Here is a 25,326-nt window from a genome sequence, read left to right on the forward strand (position 1 = left end):
CATCTCTCAAAAATTTATTTATAACATCTAATATATTTTAAAGGGCTATTAATCTTTTTATCAAATTCGCAACTAAAACCTAAAGATTCCGATAATAATACCCATTCGTTTATAGGCATTCTATTTTTTGAAATTTTAATTGTTTTAAAAAAATCATGATACCTTGTGAACTTTATAAATTGCCAGAAGGGAAATCTAGATAGAAATCTAAGTTTTTCTTCATTAATTCTGATTGGATGTCTCATATCAGGCACGGTAAATATTAAAAACCCAGGTTTTTTTAGAACTCTATAAGATTCAGAAATTAACAACTCAGGATTCATATGATATTCAAGGACACTAGAAATAATAACGACATCAAATTTTGTATTATCCAAGGGAAGATGTCCTGATTCATCTATAACAACCCAATTAATAGATTTTTCAAAAAATCTACTTGATGATTTAGCAATCATCATATTAGAAACATCTAATGATGTTAGAAAATTTCCTTTGTCATGCAAATAAGCTGAAATATCGCCGGTCCCGCAACCAACATCAAGAATTTTTAATTTTTCCTTTGAAAATAATTTTATATATTTATAAAAATTTCTCGATCTTTTCGAAATAGGATTTTCTTTATCAAGATAATTATTGGCCCAAATACCTGCTTTCTTGTCAAAAAATCTTCTTGTTTCAGATTTTCTATTAACTTGCATTTAGAATTTATATTTCATTAATAATATTAATCTAGATGATAGTTTTTATTTAGATAGTAAAACCTTAATTAAAAATTTTTAAATATTTTTACCCACAAGGTATCTTCTGAATTTTACCCAAAAATTAAGAGGGGATTTAAATTTCTTTAATTTTGATGAGTTTTTTTTAACAATAAACATCCAATCCGAAACCAAGATATTAGGCAAATAATCGGCAATCTGAGAATTTAAATTTGAAAGATTCAATTTATTAATTAATATATCTATTGGATCACCACAGATAAAAGTTCTATTTTTATGAGAAATTATTTGATATCCAGAATAATATATTAATTTTTTAATATCTTTAAAATTAAAAAAATTAATATGTGGGCTATCAGCTAATGTATCTGAAATTCTATAATTTGATTTTTCATTATTTTGGGTAACTGTAATTCGAGGAATGAATATTCTTTTAAAATTTCTTATTTTATTAGTAAGTTTAAAAAAATCAAGTATTCTCATTAAAGTGCTTACCATTTCAAAAGGTCCATATCCATTTGGTATCGTAATAAATAAAATACCAGAATCTGATAATTTACTTTTTATATCTAAAAGTAATTTTTGTGGTTTCTCAACATGTTCTAAAACCTCAGAAATTATAATAATATCGTAAGTATAATTTTCCTTTTCTGAATTAGAATTTCTAAACACTAAGTTAGATAGACTATTTTTCTGATTTGCAAATTCAATACTTTGTATATCAATATCTTCTCCAACAAATGAGATTTTTTTAAAATGTCTTGCTAAAGGATAAAGAATCCCAAAACCAGTTCCACATCCTATCTCAAGTACATTTTTTACATTTTTATTTTTTTTAATATAATCCAATAAATAATGTATTCTCTTTTTATAACCATAAGAATCCTCTTTGAGATATTTAATATTATTCATATCACAATCAAATTTACCTAGTTATTATATTAAGCCCTATTAATACTCACACTATCGCGTAATACTTTTTGAAATTCGTCTCTAACATTTTTTGCGTGATGAAATTGATAAAATGTCTTTTTTGCATTTTTTACTATTTTTTTATTATACATATTGTCATGCAACAACCTCAAAATTGTATTTTTTAATTCTCCAATACTTCTCTTACTTACAACATAGGCCCATTCATTCTCAGTCGCATATTTTATTTGAGCTACATCTTTAGGTCCATAAGCAATAATTGGTGTGTTCGAAATCAGATAAGAAGGAACTTTTGTTGGCATTGAATATCTTATGAAATTTTTTGTATAGTTATCAAAATTAACAGGGAGTAATAATCCTGAAGAATTATTTAAAACCTCAAAGAATTGATTATCATCTGTTATCGCATCATGAATTTTTATTGAAGAATCTATTAATCTTAATTTATTTATATAATAGACTGATATTAAAAGAGGAGTATAAATCTCACAAATTATATTATATCCTTCATTACGTAATCCCTTAATGGCTTTTGTAATGTCAATTAAACTATAAAATTGTGCAAATGGAAGAATTGATCCAGTATAAGTAAATGTAAATTTATCATTATTTTTTTTTGTAAAACTTAAAGTATTTATTTTTAGGTTTTCAATATCTATACAATTTTGAAAAGCAAGAAATTCTCTTTTATATCTATGAGAATATTCAATTTTCATTTGTTCACTTATAGCTAGGCAAACATTTGCCTTGTTAATTATTTTTTTTAAAAGATATTTCATTTTTCTTCTTTCAAATAAAGAAAAAATACCTTTTTTATAGATACAGCTTTGCCAGTCATCCATAAAATGTATTGTTAAAGGTAATTTATACTTATGATGAATATGATCTACCATAGACATAAAAAAGTTGGAACCCAAGATTGTATAAATTATTGTTGGATTAAAGTCTTCAATAAAGAATTTTAATTCTTTAGAAAAAGAAAAAGATTGGGGGATAGAGTCTCCAAATAAGATATCTTTAAATTTTCTCAATAATTTATGGTCCTTTATCTTTGAGGAAATTTGAGTAGTATTATTTTTAGATATTTTATTTTTTTTTCTAAAAAACTGATAAAATTTTTTCTGTTCTCTCTGACTTATTTTAAAATATTTATTGCAAATTTCTTCATCTTGTTCTAATTCATCTGCATGAACAACTGCGATTTGATCAATCGGCCAACCTTTAAAAAGATTTCTAAAAGTCACTCCCCCACCGGTAACAAAATTAAACCCAACAGGGGTTATAAATAATAGTCTTACTTTTTTATCCATTTCAAAAACTTTTATTGAATTTTAAATATACTAAAATTTCAATTAAACTCACATGATTCTAATTGGATTAAGTTCACGAGGTATTATTCCCTTAAGGTCAAGAAAAAAACCATTATTTTTTATTAGTTTTTTCCAAGCTAATACATTAATATTTTTAAAGTAATTATGTCCTACTGCTGTAAGTAATATGTCATATTTATGTCCTATGGGAATATCTTTTAGAATTTTTAGTTTATGTTTATCAAAAGCTAATTTTGCATCAGCGTAAGGATCAACAATTGTAATTTTCATATTGGATTTATTTAATTTGTTTATCAAATTTATTACTAAAGAATTCCTTAAATCGGGGCAATTCTCTTTAAAAGTAATACCTAAAATAAGAATCTCAGATCCAGAGATATTTATATCTTTTTTATTCATTATAAAAAACAATTTATCAACTATCCAATTAGGCATATTATCGTTAATCTTTCTTCCAGCTAAAACTAATTGAGGATAATATCCTATCTCTTCGGCTTTAAAAGTTAAGTAATAAGGATCAACTCCAATACAATGACCTCCAACTAAACCTGGCCTAAACTTTAGAAAGTTCCATTTTGTTGCTGCAGCCTCTAGAACATCATTATTATCAATGTTCAACTTGTCAAAAATAATTGCTAATTCATTCATTAATGCAATATTTAAATCCCTTTGGGTATTCTCAATAATCTTTGCTGCTTCAGCAACTTTTATACTTTTGGCCTTAAAAACTCCTGCATCTATAATAGTTTTATAAAATTCAAGAATCCAATTAGCGCAATCTTTATTAGATCCACTTACTACCTTTTTGATATCTCTTAGTTTATGATCCGAATCACCAGGATTAATCCTTTCAGGACTATAGCCACAAACAAAGTCTATATTAAGTTTCATCGATGAAATTTCTTCAATAATTGGGATACAAATTTCTTCGGTTGCGCCAGGAAAAACAGTACTTTCATAAATAACTATAGGCATAATTGAACTTTTTCTTTTCTTTAAAATTGTCCCAATTGTTTTACAAGCATTTTTTAAAGGACTTAAATCAGGCTTTTTATTTTCATCTATAGGAGTTGGAACAGTAACTATAAAGACATCACATTTATGTATCTTTTCTACATCCGAAGTAAGTTCTAATAGTGAAGGTAAATCTTCTTTTTTTAAATCTATTTCGTTCGTATTATCTAGTCCTTTATTTAATTCATTTATTCTTTCTTCATTAATGTCAAAACCTATTACTTTTCTCTCAATTAATATATTATTTAATCTTTTTTGGGGTTTTGATAATTCAAATGCGAGAGGAAATCCAACATATCCCAATCCAATAATACTTACTGAACATTTATTTATATCTGGAAATTTCATATGCAATAGAGGTTCTTTAATTTCAAAAGATGTTGCTAAGAAATAAATTATAAAATTACTTAAATCACTTTAACATTATCGATAAATATAAATATTATTTTTATAGCTATAGGATAAATTTTTTATTATTTTAAGAGCTATTTTTTAAATACCACCTCCATGCATGTCTTATTATTGTTTCTAAATCTGAAAAAACAGGTCGCCATTGCAATTCTTTCATAATCTTTTTTGGAGATGCGATAAGGATTGGAGGATCACCCAACCGTCTCTCAACAAAATCCACTTTAAGTGCTAATCCTGTAACTTCTTTACATGTTTCAATAACCTCAATAACTGAATAACCTTTCCCAGTTCCTAAATTGTAAAAGTCGCAGATATTATTTTTGATTATTTTCTCAAGTGCTGCTACATGCGCTTCAGCTAAGTCATAGACGTGTATAAAATCTCTTATACATGTTCCATCTTTTGTTGGATAATCTCTCCCGAATACTTTAATTGAATTCTCATTATCTCCTAAAGCATCAAGGATGAGAGGTATTAAATGTGTTTCTGGATTATGGTCTTCTCCAAGTTCGCATTCTGGATCTGCCCCAGCTGCATTAAAGTATCTCAAACTTATAGAAGGAATCTCATAAGCATTGTGAAAATCCTCAAGAATTTTCTCAATCATTAATTTTGATCTCCCATAAGGGTTTATGGGATTCTGAGTATTATTCTCAGAAATTGGGATATCCTTTAACTCAGGCACTCCAAAGGTTGCACAAGTTGAACTAAAAACAAAAGGAATCTTTAATGGGGATATTTTTTTTTCTTCCCTTAATTTAACTTGATCAATCAAAACCTCCAAAATAGATAATGTTTCTCCTAAATTATTTCTGTAGTATTTTGCTGGTTTCTCCATAGATTCTCCAATATTCGCAAATGCTGCGAGATGAATTATTGCATCTATGGTTCTACCTTTTAGTTTGGGATGATTTCCTAAAAGAATATTTTTTAATAGTTCCTTATCTCCTGCTTGACCTACAATTAAAGGTACTTTTAAAATATCTTCAATTAAATGCTTATGTCCATGTATTAAGTTATCTAAAACAATTGGATAATATCCTTTTTTTTTAATTGCTTTTGTAGTTTGAGAACCTATATATCCAGCCCCACCAATTATCAATATATTCATTATTATTTATAATTACTTTTATATTTTAAAAACAATTCTGCTTTTGCTAGATCCTCAAGACTATCAATATCTATTGAGTCTATTTCATTCATAAAATAAGGAATTATGTTTCCTCCAAAGATGAATTTATTAATACATTCTGACTTAGTTAAATAAATTGCAGCTCCATTTCTTGCGTAATATATCTTCTTATCTTGCCTTCTTGTAATCTTAGATGCTTTTAAATAGTTATCTAAATATCCTTGATTATTTAATTCCATAATTGATTCGGGATTAAATATGTGAGGTAACCTTATACAGCTCACTAAGCTATCAGCATAATTATCTTTGTTGAAAATATTAATTGCTTCATCAATATGAGTGGAGGTTCTTAATGGTGAAGTAGGTTGCAGGGTAAGAATTATATCTGGTTTATAGCTACTGGTTAAAACTGATTTGTAAGCATGGAGTATTGCTGAATGGGAAGTGGCAGCATCAGTTGAAAGCTTAGCCGGTCTTTTAATTACCTCCAAATTAAATTCTCTGCCTATTGAAGCAATTTCTTGATCATCTGTGGTTAAAATAAGCTTTGAGATATTTTTTGATAATTTTGCAGCTTCAATTGTATGCACAATAAGTGGTTTACCTGATAATTTAATTAAATTCTTTTTAGGAATTCCTTTTGAACCTCCTCTTGCTGGAATAACTGCAAGAATATTCATTTTATTAAATTAATAAGTGATGCATTTCTGAATATTTATTTCTTTTAGTTCATATAAAATTCTAGCCATCTGTTCACCGGCAGTTCCATTCCCATATATGTCCTCCATTTCATATTTACCTTTTTGAATTTGTTTCTTAATACCATTAAAAATATCATCTACATTTGATTTCACATCCAAAACATTTTTTCCTCTTTCACGATTACTTTGTCTAGAACCAATATTGACAACAGGAGTACCTATAAATGCTCCTTCTCTAATTCCACTTGATGAATTACCTACTAAACAAGATGTCATTTGCATTAATTTAATATATGTATCAACTGGCAAATTTTTAAAAAAATGCATTTTAGAATCAAAACCTCTCTCTCTCCATTTTCTTATCCCTTTAGCTATATCATCTGATCCAGCATCAGCATTTGGCCAAAGAATAATTGCTTGCATATCTAATCTCTTAATAGCTTTTAATGTAGCCTCTATTTGATCTTTTCCTTCTCCATACTCAGTTGTTACTGGATGCTGACTTACAAGAATAAATGGCTTACTAAAATCTATTTTGTCTCCAACTCCAAGATTAAGTAGTTTTTCCAAATTTATTTGTTCTTGATTATTTAAAATTTTTGCTACTAAATCTATTCTTGGACAACCTACATTAAATACCAAATGGCTTGGTTCCCCAAGTTTAATTATTCGTCTATATGCATCATCACTTGCTGGGAAATGAAGATGAGATAATTTTGTAACGGCATGTCTAATACTTTCATCTATAGTTCCTGAAACTTCACCTCCCATGGTATGTGCGACTATGATATTCATATATGAAGCAGCTATTGCAGTTGACATTGTTTCAAATCTATCTCCTACAGTAATAACAATATCAGGATTTATTCTCTCAAAAACTGATGTCAGTTCAATTAAACCAATCCCAGTTGATTTAGCCATTAATGATGGTGTTTCTCCTTCTAAAAGCATGTATATTTTTTCTTCGATATGAAACCCATCTTTTTCTATTAGGTCTATTACACTTCCATACCTCTCCAACAAAGCTGATGCTGTAGCAACAATTTTTAAATCCAATCCAGGATGATTATCAATTGCTTCCATCGCAGATTTAATGGAACTATAGTTAGCTCTTGATCCTATAACAATACAAATCTTTTTCATTTAAAATTTTCCCAATTTAATTTATGATTCGCTGGGAGATTTTTTTTAGTAACTTTGCCAATTATTTCTTTGTATTTTGATGCTGCGATACCATCTCCTGGTTTCTTAAATGACAAATCATCAAATTGCAAAGGGATACCTGAATCGATCGATCTAGAAGTAAATATACTTTTTTGAAATATCTTTTTCATTTCCATATATTCTTGGATATTGTCTTTATCTATAGGATTCTCTAGCATTGTCCATGTTTGCTTAATCCCTTCACAATACTTTATAAAGTCTTTTGGCTCTAAGGCATTTTTTGCATCACTTCCATACATTTTTTTTGAAAAGGTCAGATGTTTCTCAATTACTTTTGCCCCTAATGCTGCTGCTGCAATTCCAGCAGAAATATCGGTTGTATGATCAGAAAAACCAATAGAAATAGAATTACCATACCTTTTCTTCAATTCATTTAAAACATTTAAGCCAACATCTTTATATTGGCAAGGATATTTGGAAGAACATTGCATTACACATAATTCTGTATTATTTAAAAGCAATTCGATAGCAAAATTTAATTCTTCCCAGTTACTCATTCCTGAAGAAAGAATAACTGGCTTACCAATTGCAGCTAATTTTTCTAACAAAGGAGTATTTGTAACTTCCCCAGATGGAACTTTGAATTTCTTGATCCCTAAATCATTTAAAAGTTCTGCTGCTTGAATTGAAAAAGGAGAGGATAAAAATTCAATTTGATTCTCATCACAATATTTCTTGAGTTTTTCCCAATTATTTTTAGAGAATGATGTTCTTTCAAAATATTCATATCTAGGTTCACCTTTAAAATAATTTGGCATTGGAGCATTTTTAATAGTTTCGTACTCAGCCAGATGAGTTTGAAACTTTACTATATTTGCACCACACTCTTTTGCAAGTTTTATAAGATTACAAGCATTTCCAAAAGAGCCATCATGAACAGAACCTATTTCAGCTATTATTGAGTTTCTAAAAGCAGTATCTAACAAATCAATTGTAAATTTAATTATTTTACAATGTAATTAAAAATAAAAACCACAATTATTTAATTAAAAAAATTTTTTTTAATTAAATAATACTTTTTGTACCAATCTATAAATTTAGAAACTCCCTCTTTAACTGATGTAGAAGGTTTATATCCAATCCATAGCTTAAGTTTTTCACAATTAGCGGAAGTTGCTTCTACATCGCCTGGTTGCATTGGTAAAAACTCTTTTTTTGCCTCTATGCCCAATGATTCTTCTATTGCTTTAATGTAGTCCAACAAAGGAGTCGGCTTTGAATTGCCGATATTAAAAATTTTGAATGGAGCCCAACTATCTTCTGCGGATGGGATAAATGAAGAAGCTCTATTATTTTCTATTGGAGGCTTGCTAATTAATCTATAGAGGCTCTCAATAAGATCTTCGATATATGTAAAGTCTCTTAGCATATCGCCATTATTAAATATTTTTATTGGTTCATTATTTAAAATTGCTTTTGTAAATAAAAATAATGCCATATCAGGTCTTCCCCATGGACCATAAACTGTAAAAAACCTTAATCCTGTTGTTGGCAAAGAATATAAATGACTATATGTATGAGCCATCAATTCATTAGCTCTTTTACTGGCTGCATACAAACTAATTGGATGATTAACTCCATGAGACTCTTTAAAAGGAAGATCTTTGTTGCCTCCATAAACAGAACTACTACTGGCATATACCAAATGGTGAACATTGAATTCTCTACAACATTCCAATATATTTCCGAAACCTACTAAATTAGATTGTACATAAGCAGAGGGATTTTCAATAGAATATCTAACCCCTGCCTGAGCAGCTAAGTTGATTACATTTTTTGGATTATCTATTTTAAAAATTTCCTTTAATAATTTATAGTCTTCTAAATTACCTTTAACGAATTTAAATTCTGTACCATATTTTTTACTTAAAGTATGGATATATTTAAGTCTTGCTTCTTTTAAAGAGCTGTCATAATAATTATTTAGGTTATCAAAGCCAACAACTGATTTACCTTCTTTTATTAACTTGCAACTTAAGTGAAAACCAATAAATCCAGCGGCTCCAGTAATTAAATTATTCATATTTTCTTTTATTCATTTAAGTTAATCTAACTTTATAAAATCAATAAGTTTTTAATTTTACTCCAATATTTAACATTTTTTAGCTAAAGGATGCTTAAAAAAAATTTTTATGATTTTTCACTTCCTTATAAATCTTATTTTTTTTGATATTTGGTTTTTAATTGAATCTATTTTTTTATAAAAATATCTTGCCTTATTAATAAAGAAAACCTATTATGTATTGAATAACTATAGAAAACTTTAATATTCTAAATAAGTATTTTTAGAATTTATTAGAAAATATATATGAACAAAACTCTTTATAATATTTTTATAAAATTAAAGATTAATAGAAGAAAACAATTAAACTTATTACTATTAATTAGTATAAATATTGTAATTTCAGAGAAACTAAATATAGCTGAGATAGGAACATTCCTTTTATTTTTAAATGAATCATATAAATTGCTAAAAAATCAACTATATAAATTTTTTACGATCTTTTTTAATATTTTGTCTAAGAAAGAAATTATATTATTGACAACTATTCCAATACAAAAATACTATTAAAATCAATGATTTTCAAAAATAATTCAAATAAATTTTATGCATACTTTTTATTTGTTATCTTTTTTGGGAACCCATTTTTAATATTTTTTGCCGAAGAAATAAAATGGGATTTAGATGCAAATAATAAATTCAAAAAAAACAATAAATTAAAATGGGAAAAGTATTATCCAGAAAAAATTTCTGAAGAATCAGAAAATGAATTTTTGAAATATAAATTTCAAAAAGATTCCAAAATAAATAATTATTTTGTATCAGAAAATAATGAAGTAAAAACTAATGAATTATTATATTTAGGTTTTGCTGTTCCTAATTCTTATGTGATGCATAAAAAAGATTTTATGATATACGCTGATCAGCAATTTCCATATTATAAAAGTGAATTAGAAAAAGGCGCCTCAAACCAAAATTATTCTGTTTTTCTTAGTTACGGAATAAATGACCATATGACTTTGATGGGATTTTTTTCTCACAGTGATGATCCTTTATACAGCAAGATTAACAATATAGAAAAACAGCCTGCTAATAAATGGATAAGTTCAGGATTAGGTTCAAGAATAAACATATTTAAAAGCAATAAATTATTAACTTCTTTAGATACATCAATAGAGTCATGGTATGTCAAAAGTGGAGGATGTAATGGTATTGGTTGCGAAAGTAATTCTTCAAATATTTTTGATAAAACTCTTGACGAATTTAAAAATTTAAATTTGATAGGATCTTTTGCTTTACCAAGCACATTTAAAATCTCAAGAAGGACGAATTTAGTTGTTTCGCCAAAATTAACATTCCTACCCGAAGAACAAGTAAATGAAAATAGTTCTGGGTCTTTTTATGGATTAAACTCTGGTATCGGATTAGGTTTTTCCCACAATTTTAATGAGAGGTTCCATATTTATAATTCAACTTATTTTCCATTGAGTGGAAAAAATTATTTTGACGAAAATCTGACTTTTAAAAAAGCAATTATTTATAATTTTGGTTTTAATTATTCAATTGATCCAAAAGTATCATTTCAAAGTTATTTAACTAATAGTTTTGGTGCAACTCCAGCTACTGGGATTCTAACAATCCCTAGTAACAACAATTTAATATTAGGGACAAGATTGATTTATAAGCCAACTTCATCAGATTTTAAAGAAAATTCTGATATTAGTAATGAATATAAATTTGAGGGTTTAAGTGTTACTAATACAGAAATTATTAAACCAGGTCAAATATTAATAGATTTCTCTTTTGATAATAATGCGGAAATATGGACGAATATTAATACTGGAATTTCCAGAAATTTCAATTTTGAAATAAGCACTGGTAGATCTAACCTTAAACAAAATAAGGAAAATTATCATTCAAGTACATATGTTGGTTCTAATTTACAGAATATAAGATTTGGAGGAAAAGCTATCTTAATTAAACAAAATGAATACTTTCCAATTACTTCTGGAATAAGAATGACTTTTGGAAGAGCGTTAGGAGATACTTGGCCTGGTTACCTTTTCTTAGAAAATATCAACACAATAAATCTTTTCGAAAAATTTAGATTTAATATTACTCCCAAAATTGCATGGACTGATTCAGATAGTCCAATCGCCCTTGGATCAAGTTTAATTTTCGATATAAATGACAAATATTCAATAATACTTGAGAGGAATACTGCTTTAAAAAATGCAGACAGCAATTTCACCTCAGCATTAAGGATTTCAAAAAATCGATATAAGTTTATTGATTTATATGTAAGTGATGCACTTAGTTTTAATGATATTGGAGAAATGATAAATGCCAAAGAAACTTATTTTGGTTTTAAGTTAGGGTTTAAGTTTTAAATAATTACATACACAGAATTTTAAAAGTCTATTTTATTATTGAACTTTTTAATTAATAATAATGTTTAGATTAATTATTTTATCTATTTTTAATTTAATAAATTTCATTGAATAAAAGGTGTTTACTTATTAAATTTTTTGATTATTTATTTATATATTTTTAAGATATCATTACTCATAAAAAAAATTTTTACACAATATAACTTATATTTATAAATTTTTTAAATATTAATGATTAAGCCATGTTATTGTTATGTCTTAGCATTTATTTTAATACAAGTAAAATGGGGAAATTAGAAATCCAAATCCAATAAGTTAAATTTAATTTTCATATTCAATCTAATAAAAACTTTTTTAAAAATTTAATGATTTTAGAAATTATTGCTTATACTTTCCTTATTTTTATAACTGCAGTTTCACCTTTACCAGGATTGCCATTCGTAATTCTTAATTATGAGCAAAATCCTATAATCATAGCTGGATTTACAACTATCGCAGGTGGACTAATGGCAGGTTTTGTACATTACAAATTTGCAAATTTAATATATACAAAATTCGTAAGGAAAAATTTTCCTAAAATTTATTTAAAAACAAAAAAATATACGCCAATAATAAAACGAATGAGTTTTTTAGAACTTTTTTTATTAATTCTTTCTTCAGTAATACCAGCATCACTTATTGCTTTTGCTGCAGGAAGTTGCAAAATTCCATATAAAAAATATTTCACCTGTTCTGTTTTAACATTTATACCTTCCCAATTTCTTTATATTTTTGCTGCAAGTAAATCTAAAAATATTAAAGAACAATTTATCGGGCTTGGATTTAATAAATCTGAAGCTTTAATTGTTTCAATTTCTATAGGTTGTATTATTGTCTTCGTAATTCTATTCCTAATAAGAATAATAAGAAACAATTTATATAAGAAATCAAAGAGAAAGAAAAAACTTTTGGGTAAAATTTAAAAAATTTATATTCAATTTTTCAGTATTCTTATTTTCTCTAATAAAAAATTATTTTCTTTAAGACTATCTCCTAAAATCCTTACGCCAGCTCCTGATAAATGTATTCCATCAAAAGAAACTAAATTACCATTCTTATCAGTAATTTTTTTAAAACCTTTTTCATCAAGAAAAGGTTGAATATCGCTTAAAACCAACTGACCATTTTTGGTAATTTTGAATAAATCCTTTTTTATTTCAGAATCTTTAGCTCTAAAGTTAATCCTTTCATTAATATCTTTTTTATGAAAAAGTGGGTTAATATTATGTATAAAATTCTTTCTTGTTTCTACTAATATTATTTTATTTGCTGGCTGGTTTGTCAGCTTTTCATGGTCCATTTGTGTAAAAACAAGTTGTGAATTATTAGCAATTTTTTTATGTAAATTATTTTGAGGATCATAAGAGCCAATATAGGATAAGTCAAATTTTGTATTCAATTCCTCTTCAATAAGTATGAAAGCATTTACTAAATCTCTAATTTTACTATCACCAATAAATAAAATTCTAATTTCATTATCATTGAAGTTAAATTCTTTGTTTAAAAATTTATATGCTATGTCCGTATATTCTTTACCTCCTAAGAAACCTAAAGGTATTTCACCATTTATAAGAAGATAAGGAAATCTTGATTCAAACCAGCCTTTTCCTAAAACACCCCAAAAAGATATACTTCCTATAATTAAAGAAAAAAATAGTAGTGCAATTGTCCTCAAATTTTCACTATATTTATTAAATAATTTTAAAAAAATATTCCCTTTTTTTTCAATTAATTCATACATTATTGTTCCTAACAAAATTGAAATAAATATAATCAAAATGCTTGAATTCTGATCCAATTTTTCATATGAACTTAATCTTGCAAATGCTAGTAATGGCTGATGATATAAATAAATCGAATAACTTGCCAAGCCTAAATATAAAATGGGTTTAAAGCTAAGAAGTTTTTGTGTATTATTTTTAGGAGAATCTATACAAATTAGAGCAATACAAGTTAATGGAATAAAGAATAATACTGATGGTGCATCTTGTGGAATAGTGAAATTCTCAAATATAAAGAAAATAATTACACCAAATGATATAGGTGATACATAATTAGGCAATTTATATTGCTTTTCAGAAATCCAAGCACCGATAATACCAAGGCCAAACTCCCAAAATCTTGAGGGCAGTAAAAGATAATTTGATTTATGAAGAAAAAAACCATTATTAAAGCAAAAAAATATGCTTGTTATAAACAAAATAAAACCGAATAAAAATACTAATTTTTTTCTTTTCTTAAAGTCAAATAAAACAAAAAACAAAGATAATAATAAATAAAACTGTTCCTCTAAGGCAAGACTCCAAGTAGTATATAAAGGCTTTAATTCATTTGCAGTCCCCCAGTAGCCTGAGGTTAAAGCTAATAAAATATTATTAGCTGCCAATAAAGTAGCGACACATGACTGAAAAAAATTCTCCAATAAATTTGGAGACATTATAAATAATGAAAAAAAAGTACAAATTAAAATACATATTAATAACTGAGGATATAATCTAATAATTCTTCTTTTCCAGAAATTAATAAAATTAAAATCATTCTCTGTGAATATATATTTTTTTGATATTACATAACCGCTAATAACGAGAAAATAATCAACACCGATATAAGCATTTGGAAATATATCAGGTAAAGCATGAAATAAAACAACTGAAATTACAGAAAAAGCTCTTAATCCATCAATGTGTTTTATTCTCATAATTAAATTATATTCATTTAGTTAAGTTGTTTTCTTGAATAATATTTTCATATATTTTTATTATGGAAGAAATTTCTTTATCTTTTGAAAAATTCTCCTTTATTATTCTTCTACTATTAAAACCTGCTTTTCTTCTCCATTCCTCATTAGATAATATAAAGTCAAGGTTATTAAATAATGATTTTGCATCATTCGGTGAAGATAAAAGTCCATTAACATTATGATTAATGACATCTTTTATACCACCAGTATCAATCGCAACTATAGGTTTTCCGCATGACATAGATTCAAGAATTGTATTTGGTAAATTATCCAAAGAAGAGGGAACGCAAACTACGTCACACGCAGAGTAAGTGGTCCTTATGAAATCTAGATCATTATTAAATTCAAATGGATACACATCAATTGGGATTTTTTTCAACCATTTGTGAGAATTAATACCAACTGGAATGAAAAATATATCTGACCTTTTTTTAAATTTCAATAAAGCTTCTAATAAAATATCTGTACCTTTTCTTGGATTATCAAATGCTACATGGGCACAAAATAAAATAGCTTTTCTTGATTCATCAAATATTCCTAGCTTTTTTCTTGCTTTATTTCGATCAATTATTTTAAATTGATCTGTATCTATACCATTATGAACTAAATGAATCTTCTTTCTATTAAAAAGAGGACTTAATTTGGCAGCATCTCTTGTCCAAGATGAAGGAGCAATAATTGTTAAATTAGCAGCAAGATAACTATTTTTTTTCTTTTCCCAAAGTAAATTTGATGTATCTATTCCTATGGAAGGATAACTTTTGAGATCAGGGCAACTGTTACAGCCGTCTATCCATTTATCACAATTAACTGGATATGCACAATGCCCAGTTATTGGCCATAAATCAGAGAGTCTCCAAACTATTGGTTTTTTTCTAGCTATTTTATTAAATAAATTAAATGAAAAATAACCCCCATGTATATTAAAAAGTTGAATAATATCTGCGTCTAAAATCCATGGATGATTATGCAAATTTATTGATGATGGTATAAATCCATATTGAATTCCAAATTTTTGAAGTAACTTATTTGAGTAGTAGTCAAATTTTTTAATAATTATATTTCTGGATACTTCTTTAATATCATTATCACTAGAAGATTTATCGCAAACAAACATTTTTGAACTAATGCCTTTATTTTTTAATCCATTATGAATTCTTGAAGCAGACTTAGCAGATCCCCCAATTTTGTCACTTGTAGAAAAATGTAGTATATGCATTAAATCCTCAACGCAAATTATTTTCTTTCCACAATTGAAACATTAATAAAGTCCAAATTTTTATGGAGTTGTTACTTTTACCTTCAAAATGTGGAAGGACATATCTACTATAAATATCTGGATTAAATATTCCCTCTTTTTTTAAGCGCATCGGATCTAAATATTCTTTAGTAAGACCCATTAAATTAGTTCTCAACCATCTATCTATTGGCAAAATAAATCCCTTTTTTTTTGCATTTAAAATTTCATCTGGGAGAATACCACTTAATGTTTTTCTTAAAAGATATTTCAAATCTTTTTGTTTTGTTCTTAAATTAGATGGTATTTTTAAAATCAAATCAATTAATTCATTATCAAGAAAAGGTGTTCTTGCTTCTAAAGAATGTGCCATTGAAAATCTATCATTCATTAAAAGAAATTCATCTGGGAGCTGAGTTAACCAATCAGTACATGCAATAGAGTCTCTAATATTGGAAGCTTTTGAATTTAAAAAAAGATCGTAAAAATAATCAGAAGTATTTGAGAATTGCTTTTCCATATTTTCTATGATAGAAATCTTGTCCGAATTTTTAAAGTAGTAGAATTTATTAAAGAATTTATTTTCAAATACTTTTCGCGTTATTTTGTATTTAGATCTAGTTCTATATATCCAAGGTAATTTTTTTTCTAGACCACACCATTTTCCATAATTACCAAATAGTTCATCTCCCCCAGTACCAGTTAAACCAACCTTAAGATATTTAGACATAAACTTAAAAACGAACCATGTAGGTAATCCTCCAGCATATGGTTCATCGATTGATGAAATCATAGAATTTAAATCTTCAAGAATATCTTCAGGTTTTAAAATTATTTCCATATGCTCAGTACCAAATTCTAAAGCAACTTTTCTAGCCAAAGGCAATTCATCTAAATCTTTTGCATATTCATCATCAAATCCTAATGAGAAAGTCTTAATAGATTTACCCAATTTGTGAGATAAGGCAACAATTGCAGATGAATCAAGTCCTCCAGATAAACAAGCGCCAATATCTACATCAGAAATAGTCCATCTTTTTATTGAAGATTGAAGTTTGTCTAAAATTTCATTGGAAATATTATTAATATTTAAATCATTATTTGGATTAAATAATGGCTCCCACCATCTAATTATTTTTAATTCTTTCCTTCCTAAATCATATTCTAATATATGTCCTGGGTTTAAACGTTTTATACCCTCTATAATGGAATCATAACCATTTACATAAGATAAACTAAGATAGTTAAATAGACTTTGCATATTTATATCTCTTTTTATAAAAGGTAAACTTAAAATACTTTTTAACTCAGAAGAAAAGGCAAAAAAACCATTTTGAGTAGTGTAATAAAGTGGTTTAATTCCAAAACGATCCCTAGCAAGAAAAAGTTTATTGTTTACTTTATCTAAAAAAGCAAAAGAAAACATGCCATTAAGTTTACGGACAGAATAAATTCCCTCCTTTTGCAGTATTTTAAAAAGCAGTTCAGTATCAGAATTATTAGTATTAAATATTTCTCCCTTTTTTTCTAAATCAAAGCGTAAATCAAATGCATTAAATATCTCCCCATTATATATAAGAACATATTGCCTATCATTGGAAATTAAAGGTTGACTTCCTCCTTCAATATCCATTATTGATAAGCGCCTCATTGCTAATGAAATCTCATCTCCATCACTATATAGTCCATCTTCATCTGGACCTCTATGATACTGCGCATCATTCATCTCATTAATCCAGTTTCCAGATTGTGAACCTATCAACCCAACAATTCCGCACATTTTTTAATGTATCCTGGATAATCAAACTATAGCTAATGCTACAGTATTCAATGATCTTAATGTTATTTAACCATAGATAACTTATATTATTACCCAATATTATTAATCAAAAAATTTTAATTGATGAATTATAAGATAAAAAATATTTGTTGTATTGGAGCTGGTTTCGTAGGTGGTCCTTCTATGGCAGTTATTGCTTCTAAATGTCCAAATATTAATGTAACGGTAGTAGATATTAATGAAAAAAGGATTGAAGCATGGAATGATAAGAATCTCTCAAATTTACCAATATATGAACCAGGTTTAGATGTATTAATAAAGAAATGTAGAGATAAGAATCTGTTTTTCAAAACTAATATTGAACAAGCAATATTTGAAGCGGATATGATTTTCTTATCTGTTAATACTCCTACTAAACAAACAGGAGTAGGAGCAGGACAAGCATTAGATCTAAGATGGGTTGAAGCATCTGCTAGACAGATTTCAAAATTTTCAACTGGAAATACTATTGTGGTTGAGAAGAGTACACTGCCCGTAAGAACTGCAGAGACAGTTAAATCAATCCTCATTTCTAACAAAGATTCATTAGATAAAAAAAATATGCCCAATTCAAAAAGTTTTTCGGTTCTATCAAACCCTGAATTTCTCGCTGAGGGTACTTCAATTAATGATTTAGAAAATCCTGATAGAGTACTAATTGGTGGAGATGATTTAAAAGCTATAGAAGCGCTTGAAAATATTTATTTAAATTGGGTGGAACCTCAAAAAATTTTAAAAACAAATTTATGGAGTTCTGAATTAAGTAAACTAACAGCTAATGCCTTCCTTGCTCAAAGAATAAGTTCAATTAATTCAATTTCAGCAATATGTGAATCTACTGGAGCTGATATTAGCGATGTAGCCGAAGCAGTTGGAATGGATAATAGAATTGGTTCAAATTTTTTGAAAGCAGGTCCAGGCTTTGGAGGCAGTTGTTTTAAAAAAGATATTTTGAATCTTGTTTATTTAAGTAATTATTATGGCTTGGAGGAAGTAGCCTCTTATTGGGAGAAAATTTTAGATATTAATAATTGGCAACAAAAAAGGATTTCAGAAATTATAGTCCACAAACTCTTTGGAACCCTATCAAATAAATGTATAGGTATATTAGGTTTTGCATTTAAAGCAAACACAAATGATACTCGTGAATCTCCTGCAATTAATATTTGTAGGGATTTAATAGAAGAAGGAGCTAAACTAAAAATATACGATCCAAAAGTCAACAACCTACAAATTGATATGGATTTAAAAAATGCATGTATTAGTAGTAATGTTGAATACAGTAGTGACTCATGGTTAGTAGAAGATAATTTATATAAAACTGCAAATAATTCAGATGCTCTGGTTGTATTAACAGAATGGGAGGAATTTGCAAATATTAATTGGCATGAGATTTCATGTATTATGAGATCACCATCTTGGCTTTTTGATACACGAGGAATTACAAATAAATATATCGCAAAGAAAAATAATATAAATATTTGGCAAGTAGGTGTTTAACAAATTTTGGAGTTAGATATATCCAAAATAATTATAGATCTTAAACAAAATTGATATCATATTACAAAAGATTTAATTTCAATAGATATTTACAATTTAGCGAGAAAAGAAGCCAACTAATTCTTCAAAGAAAGTAATTTACAAAATAAAAAGCCAGGCGAATTACTTTTCTTTGTTGGATCCCTTTCTCATGTAAAAAAAATATATAAATTAAGGAACTAGAAAAATAGCATTATTTATAATCCCAACTTATTTATCTATATGCGTATTTTAAAGAATTTGAATATGGGGTGATAAAGAAATAGATAATATTCCAAAAAGAGCTAAGAAAAAATTGTTAATTTACTAGATAAATTATCAATGATTGGTATTTTATTTTTAAGAAAACTAAATAAATAAATAATTATCTAACAATTTAAATTCCCATAAGTATTTAGTAATATCCCATTACCTCCTACTCCTACATTAAATTTCTTAACTGGTAAATTAGTTGCAAATTTTTTTAACTTTCTTAAACTCCATGGTTCGTCATATTTAGCTCCTAAAGCATCAAAAGTATCCATAATAGACCACTCTATTAGGTTTGTTTTTTCTTGAATAACACTTTCCTTACCAGAATAATTCCAACATGGTATAGGAATACAACCTGCTAAAACATTACCAATTTTGGGAATACTTTTAATAAAAGTATCAAAATCAAAATATAAAGGTATATAAGTTTCTATTATTTTTAATAAAATTTTTGGATCAATATTTTTTGTAATTGGGCGCCAAAAATATTTAGGATGATAATAAGGGTTAGGAATATAATATTTTTTATAGTGATCAAAAGCACATAAGCCATTAGATTTTGAAAACTCTATACATGTTAAATATGTTTTAACTAAATTTGGTGTATGTTGAACAACGCCATAACATAATACAAAATCAAAAGAATTATAATTTAGAGGTAGGTTATAAAGACTTTCTTTTATCAATAAGAGATTTTCGCAAGAATTATTTTTTGAATTTGCAAAAACTGCATTTGACATATCTATACTGACTACTTTTGCACCATACTTAAGTAAAATTTCAGTAAATCTTCCAGCCCCAGAACCAATTTCTAAAACAAATTTATTTTTAAGAGAATTAGAATTCCATCCTGAACATTGAAATAATCTTTGTTCAGAATTTGATGTCCCATTATATGAATCAAATTGAGTTAATTGAAATTTATTCCATTGTAATCCAAAATTATCAGCATATCCCTGATAATTTTTAAAACCCTTTCTAATCCAAACACCTTTACTATTTATATAATTTGAGAACAATTCACTATTGATGACTTTCTCAAACTTAATTTTGTTCATCATAATATTATATATTATCTAAATTAATTTTTTAAAAAATATTTCAGACATCAAGTCACTATTTATGGGGTTAACCATCCAATCAGTGATATAATCAACATCTAAAAAGTTGTTAGAAAATCGCCTATCAACAAATGTATTAGATTGGAAATTAGAATTTTCTTTATTGGGATAGTTTACAATTTTAAAACTATTTGTTTTAATTTGCTTCCCATATAAAACTGCATAAACATACTTTTGAGCCCTTAATATTTCTTCTTTTGATAATTTAGATAAATTATGAATATTTTCTAAAGTTTGTTGATAAGTTTTTATATCGTCAGGATCTATTGTGAAACCATTTCCAGAATATCTTCCAGTTCCTGCAGTAACAACAGGTATCCCCCAACAAGGTAATTCCATACCAATTGTTCCTCTAACTGTTAATCCATAATCAATTAAATTAAACAAAGAATAAGTATTAACCTTACTATCAGCGTGAAGGAAACGAACATGAGAAGGTAAACTACCAATATGCTTCTTTACTGATATTAATTCTAATTGTTCCAAAGGCTTTTTATCCATTTTGCTTCTCCAAACATTTACGGGATGAACCTTAATAATCCAATCTAAATTAGTATTATCAATAGCAAATTTAATAGTTTCTATAAGCCATTTTTCATAATCTTCAAAAATGTTATTTCCATAAAAAAAAGTAGCATCATATAAGATATGTGAAAAAATCACAGCAACCTTTCTCCCTTTTTCTACTTTTAATAATTTTCTAGTTTCATCAGGGGAAAATATTAATTTACCCAATTGTAATTGTTGCCTATTAAACCATTTACCATCTTCATAATTAGATTTTATTTTATCAATTATTTTCTTTTGATCTTGAGAATCAAATTTTAAATTATTTAAAACTTTCATGGTATCTTTACCTATAGAAATAGGATGATCATTTTTATTTTTTGAGTTATAACTTTTAAAGATTAGATTATTATTTTCAGGACCACTAAGATATTGAATTACATTTATACCCATATTCAAGGCATTGTCAAAAAGTTCTCCTGAAGGGCTATAACCTCTCTCTATAAAAATTAAAAGGTTTGGCTTTATGTAATTAAGAATTCTTTCAGTTGCTACTTTTGAATTTAAAGATAATAAAAGATTTTTTTCTATTTCTTTAATATGTTGCTGATTTTCAAAATTTAATGAACCTATTCTTAATTTTCTTAATGTAGATGATAATGCATTTCTTCCAAGTCGCACATTATTTTCCTCGTAATTAAAAAGACTTCTAGTATTCTTATTCTGAGAGATTATTTTTTTAACTCTTTTTTTGCTTATTTTGTAGTCTTCTGGAAAAATAAAGTCTTCTAAATAAATAAATTCTACTTTACCCAAAATAACGTAAATTAATTGAGTATAAATATTTTTTTTGTTCAATAAAACAACAATTTTATGATTTTTCTTCCTTAGTCCTATTGTAAATATTGCGTCTACTTTTGAAGAAGCAATATTTGAATGTAAATTACTTATTAAGGCAATTTGGTGATTATCAAAACTTTTCTGAAAAAGTAAATGTTTTTTTTGAAAATAAGAAGTCCAATTTAAAAAATCTAAAATAATTTCAAAATAAAAAGTTAATTTTAAAATAATTTTCCTCAACATCAAATCTTAGATTTAAATTTTATATTTTAAAGTATGTGAGATTGTTCAGATTTATCACATAATCATATCTAATTTTAATTGAATATTTATCTTTTTTTTCAATTCTTAAGTAATCTTCAATTAATTAATTGTTTTTAAGAACATTTACGATAAGATTATAAAAAAAAATTTATGGCAAAAATACTTTATTTAACTACAGGAGCAATATCAAAAAAGCAAGGCGGTTCAGGCTTATTTAATTATCAAGTAATAGAGTATTTTTTTAAAAAAAAACATGATTTAACCCTTGGGATCTGGTCTGAAAATGAATTTTTAAGCAAATTTGATTCCAAAAAATACTTTAAACAGATTCTTGAAAGTAATAATTCAGGGGGGGAAAATAAAGTTGAATCAGGATCAATAGAATTAAAAATTTTTAATTATGAAAGTCAAATAGATTATGAAATTAATACTAGATATTCAAAAAGATTTAGATTTTTTTCTAATCTTTTTCCCTACTTTGTTTCCTCAAAAGAACTCAAATTAAAATATAAATTATTAGATAAACTACATCAAGAGCCATATGATAGGGTTTTAATTTTTGCAGATTTCGGTTGGATAATTGCAAGCCTTTTTTTCTCAAAAAAAGGCTTAATTATTTTTGGAGATAGTAGAGAACTGAAACATCTTGAACTTTTTATATCTAATTGTAAACTCTTAATAAATAAAAATTTAAAAATAAAAAATTTAAAATCAACTTTAATTAGTTTTATTGTTTTCATTAATCTATATCTTCAAAGTATATTTGTTATTAAATTGATAAAATATTCAAAAAGAAAAAAGAAAAATAATTTAAAGCTTTCTACATTTAGTCCATTTGAGAAATACTTTTATAATTTAAGAGGCCTTGACATAAGTTTAACAAAATATTTTACTCCTCAACCTGAAGAATTAAATACATTAAATAACAAAAAAGAAGGATTTCATATTATACACGTTGGAGATTTAAGAACTACTGCTAGTTCATTAATGATAAGCGAAATGATCAAAATACTTAATGATTTTGAGAATATTTATGAAGAGAATATCATTATTAACTTAGTTGGACATTTTGATTATAATTCTGAAAAAGCATTCAGCAAAATTTCAAAAAATATTAAGGTAAATTTCCTTGGAAATATTGAAAATATTCAAGATCTATATTCTTCTAATGATGTTTTTTTTGCACCAATGAATTACCATGTTGGCATTCGTACAAGAATAATAAGTGCCTTATCAAATTCAATTCCAGTAATTGCCCATAAAAGTAGTGGGTATGGATTGATTGAAGCCATTAATGATAGAGACTTATTTCTATGCGATGATCATAATGATTTTGTTCAAAAACTTTATTTATTAGCAAAAAATCCTGAGATTTCGAAAAAATTATCTAAAAAAGGAAGAATATTATGGGATAAATCTTATAATCCAAAGTATAACCTCCCTTTACTAGAAGAAACTTTGTTTAGTTGATTTTTAAATTAACTTTTAAATAATATGTTTAAAGCAATTTATGATAAATTACGTTTTTAATATCACATATATTTATTAGTTTGTTTATGAATAGTATCTTATTGATTAAGCTTTAAAAACTTTTAATTAAATTATTCTTACTAAATCTAGTTTATAATTTCTAAAAAATCCAATAATAAGCCTAAATTTACCAAAAATAAAACTAAAAAGTAAATTGTCAAATTTCAGAATAATCTATTTGCTAAAATAAAAAATATGGTGTTTTCAAAATCATGAAATGTGAGATATTAATATCTATAGGAGAATTAGTAGATAAAATTACAATCTTACAAATAAAATCAGAGAAAATTAAGAACCCAATTTCTTTAAAAAATATAAAATACGAATTATTTATTCTTCAAAAAAAATTTGATTTGTTGGATTTATCGAACTCTTTAAAATCTTTAGAGAGAAAATTATTTGAAACAAACTATAGTTTATGGAATGTTTGTGAACAACGAAGAAACTTAGATAGAGAAAAATCTTTTGGGGAAAACTATGTTGAATTATCCAAACTGGAATATAAATTGAATGATGAAAGAGCTAAAATCAAAAAGCTAATTAACAAAATTACTAACAGTGATATTAAAGAAGAAAAAAGTTATAATGAACTACAAGATAAAGATAATTACATAACAGATCTTGAGGAAAATAAAAACTTAAAAGACATAGGTAGGAAAGTTATAAATGACGCAATCTTTGGACTAATAAAATTAAATCAAAGCCTTAACTCAAATTTTGTTTTCTTTTGCGAAGAAATTGAAAAAAATGTTGGAAAAGTAATTTTCTGTGGAATAGGCAAATCAGGACACATTGCAAAAAAACTTTCTGCAACATTTTCTTCCCTTGGTATTTCCTCAATCTTTCTTCATGCCTCAGAGGCTTTACATGGAGATATGGGCGTAATAAAAGAAAACGATTGCGTGATTTTCATCTCAAAATCAGGGGAAGCAAATGAATTTCCACCAATTATTTCTTTATGTAATAAAAAAAAAATAAGTGTTTTAGCAATAACTTTCTCTGAAAAATCTTCGTTAACTAAGTTAATCGATAAAGAAAGGGTACTTTTATTACCAGATACTGGAGAAGCATGTTCTTTAGGATTAGCTCCAACAACCTCTGCAATTGTTACTTTATCAATTGGCGATGCAATAGCACTTACAGTATCTCAAAGAAAAAATCACAGCAAAGATGATTTTGCAGAAGTTCACCCTGCAGGCAAATTAGGAAAAATGTTAACACCTGTTCATCAAGTTATGCATAAAAAACTACCTATAATAAGAATAAATGAATTGAAATTTAGTGATATTTTAACCAAATTTATTCAAGGAAGATTTGGGATAGTAGGAGTTGTAGATGAAGAAGATAAGCTATTAGGAATAATTTCAGATTTTGACCTTCGAAAATTAATTGAAAAAGGAGAAATTAATAATCCTATATCAGCAGTAAATAAAAATTTTTGCAGAATTAATAAGGAAATAACTCTTGGAGAAGCAGCAAATTATTTAAAAGAAAAAAGAATAATCTCATGCTTTGTATTAGAAGATGATTTTAAAATAGTTGGTTTAATAAGTGTTTATGATGTTCTTGAAATTATATAAA

At 26.6% G+C, this 25,326-nt stretch carries 19 protein-coding genes; 5 read left to right on the top strand and 14 right to left on the bottom strand.

The window, feature by feature from the left end:
* Positions 1-14: 14 nt before the first annotated feature.
* From HA145_RS06880 to HA145_RS06920, 9 genes are all read right to left on the bottom strand, one after another.
* Positions 15-698 carry a class I SAM-dependent methyltransferase gene (locus HA145_RS06880; RefSeq protein WP_209128455.1) on the bottom strand — a complete coding sequence of 228 codons (684 nt, stop codon included), beginning with the start codon at positions 696-698 and terminating at the stop codon, positions 15-17.
* Positions 699-776: 78 nt separating this feature from the next.
* The gene (locus HA145_RS06885; RefSeq protein WP_209128456.1) at positions 777-1,631 is read right to left on the bottom strand and encodes a class I SAM-dependent methyltransferase; all 855 of its coding nucleotides are present in this window, start codon (positions 1,629-1,631) and stop codon (positions 777-779) included.
* A 29-nt stretch (positions 1,632-1,660) separates the two neighbouring features.
* Positions 1,661-2,962, bottom strand: coding sequence for a glycosyltransferase (locus HA145_RS06890; RefSeq protein WP_209128457.1), 1,302 nt, complete (start codon positions 2,960-2,962; stop codon positions 1,661-1,663).
* Between the two features lie 48 nt (positions 2,963-3,010).
* Positions 3,011-4,345, bottom strand: coding sequence for a nucleotide sugar dehydrogenase (locus tag HA145_RS06895; RefSeq protein WP_209128458.1), 1,335 nt, complete (start codon positions 4,343-4,345; stop codon positions 3,011-3,013).
* A gap of 130 nt (positions 4,346-4,475) precedes the next feature.
* The gene (gene galE, locus HA145_RS06900) at positions 4,476-5,519 is read right to left on the bottom strand and encodes a UDP-glucose 4-epimerase GalE (protein ID WP_209128459.1); all 1,044 of its coding nucleotides are present in this window, start codon (positions 5,517-5,519) and stop codon (positions 4,476-4,478) included.
* Positions 5,520-5,521: 2 nt separating this feature from the next.
* Positions 5,522-6,220: a cytidylyltransferase domain-containing protein gene (locus HA145_RS06905; RefSeq protein WP_209128460.1), complete on the bottom strand. Its 699-nt coding sequence runs from the start codon at positions 6,218-6,220 to the stop codon at positions 5,522-5,524.
* Between the two features lie 9 nt (positions 6,221-6,229).
* On the bottom strand, positions 6,230-7,384 hold the full coding sequence (gene neuC / locus HA145_RS06910; protein WP_209128461.1) for a UDP-N-acetylglucosamine 2-epimerase: 1,155 nt from the start codon (positions 7,382-7,384) through the stop codon (positions 6,230-6,232).
* Positions 7,381-8,391, bottom strand: a complete 1,011-nt coding sequence (locus tag HA145_RS06915; RefSeq protein WP_209128462.1) for an N-acetylneuraminate synthase family protein — start codon at positions 8,389-8,391, stop codon at positions 7,381-7,383. The genes neuC and HA145_RS06915 overlap by 4 nt, the downstream gene beginning before the upstream one ends.
* A 56-nt stretch (positions 8,392-8,447) precedes the next feature.
* Entirely contained in the window at positions 8,448-9,488 is a 1,041-nt protein-coding gene (locus tag HA145_RS06920) for an NAD-dependent epimerase (RefSeq protein ID WP_209128463.1), read from the bottom strand.
* 554 nt (positions 9,489-10,042) lie between these two features.
* Here HA145_RS06920 and HA145_RS06925 point away from each other — a divergent pair.
* Positions 10,043-11,857 carry a hypothetical protein gene (locus HA145_RS06925; protein WP_209128464.1) on the top strand — a complete coding sequence of 605 codons (1,815 nt, stop codon included), beginning with the start codon at positions 10,043-10,045 and terminating at the stop codon, positions 11,855-11,857.
* 365 nt (positions 11,858-12,222) lie between these two features.
* Positions 12,223-12,819 carry a VTT domain-containing protein gene (locus tag HA145_RS06930; protein WP_209128465.1) on the top strand — a complete coding sequence of 199 codons (597 nt, stop codon included), beginning with the start codon at positions 12,223-12,225 and terminating at the stop codon, positions 12,817-12,819.
* An 11-nt stretch (positions 12,820-12,830) separates the two neighbouring features.
* Here HA145_RS06930 and HA145_RS06935 read toward each other — a convergent pair whose 3' ends face one another.
* The 3 genes from HA145_RS06935 to asnB are packed head-to-tail and all read right to left on the bottom strand — an operon-like array spanning position 12,831 to position 17,653.
* Positions 12,831-14,594, bottom strand: coding sequence for an acyltransferase family protein (locus tag HA145_RS06935; protein ID WP_209128466.1), 1,764 nt, complete (start codon positions 14,592-14,594; stop codon positions 12,831-12,833).
* Positions 14,595-14,607: 13 nt separating this feature from the next.
* On the bottom strand, positions 14,608-15,855 hold the full coding sequence (locus HA145_RS06940) for a glycosyltransferase (RefSeq protein ID WP_209128467.1): 1,248 nt from the start codon (positions 15,853-15,855) through the stop codon (positions 14,608-14,610).
* 7 nt (positions 15,856-15,862) lie between these two features.
* Positions 15,863-17,653, bottom strand: coding sequence for an asparagine synthase (glutamine-hydrolyzing) (gene asnB, locus HA145_RS06945; RefSeq protein ID WP_209128468.1), 1,791 nt, complete (start codon positions 17,651-17,653; stop codon positions 15,863-15,865).
* A gap of 123 nt (positions 17,654-17,776) precedes the next feature.
* Between asnB and HA145_RS06950 the strand changes: the two genes are divergently transcribed.
* Complete coding sequence (locus HA145_RS06950; protein WP_209128469.1) at positions 17,777-19,192, top strand: nucleotide sugar dehydrogenase; 1,416 nt, start codon at positions 17,777-17,779, stop codon at positions 19,190-19,192.
* Positions 19,193-19,599: 407 nt separating this feature from the next.
* Here the strand turns inward: HA145_RS06950 and HA145_RS06955 are convergent, their stop codons facing one another.
* Together HA145_RS06955 and HA145_RS06960 are read right to left on the bottom strand one after the other, a co-directional pair.
* Positions 19,600-20,544 (bottom strand): class I SAM-dependent methyltransferase, encoded by a 945-nt coding sequence (locus HA145_RS06955; RefSeq protein WP_209128470.1) that lies wholly within the window; start codon positions 20,542-20,544, stop codon positions 19,600-19,602.
* 15 nt (positions 20,545-20,559) lie between these two features.
* The gene (locus HA145_RS06960) at positions 20,560-22,194 is read right to left on the bottom strand and encodes a hypothetical protein (protein WP_209128471.1); all 1,635 of its coding nucleotides are present in this window, start codon (positions 22,192-22,194) and stop codon (positions 20,560-20,562) included.
* Positions 22,195-22,365: 171 nt separating this feature from the next.
* Between HA145_RS06960 and HA145_RS06965 the strand changes: the two genes are divergently transcribed.
* Together HA145_RS06965 and HA145_RS06970 are read left to right on the top strand one after the other, a co-directional pair.
* Positions 22,366-23,685: a glycosyltransferase gene (locus HA145_RS06965; protein ID WP_209128472.1), complete on the top strand. Its 1,320-nt coding sequence runs from the start codon at positions 22,366-22,368 to the stop codon at positions 23,683-23,685.
* 272 nt (positions 23,686-23,957) lie between these two features.
* A complete protein-coding gene (locus HA145_RS06970) occupies positions 23,958-25,325 on the top strand; it encodes a KpsF/GutQ family sugar-phosphate isomerase (RefSeq protein WP_209128473.1) in 1,368 nt (455 codons plus the stop codon).
* Position 25,326 lies beyond the last annotated feature (1 nt).

Source organism: Prochlorococcus marinus XMU1411 (assembly GCF_017696075.1).
Lineage (GTDB): Bacteria > Cyanobacteriota > Cyanobacteriia > PCC-6307 > Cyanobiaceae > Prochlorococcus_A > Prochlorococcus_A marinus_V.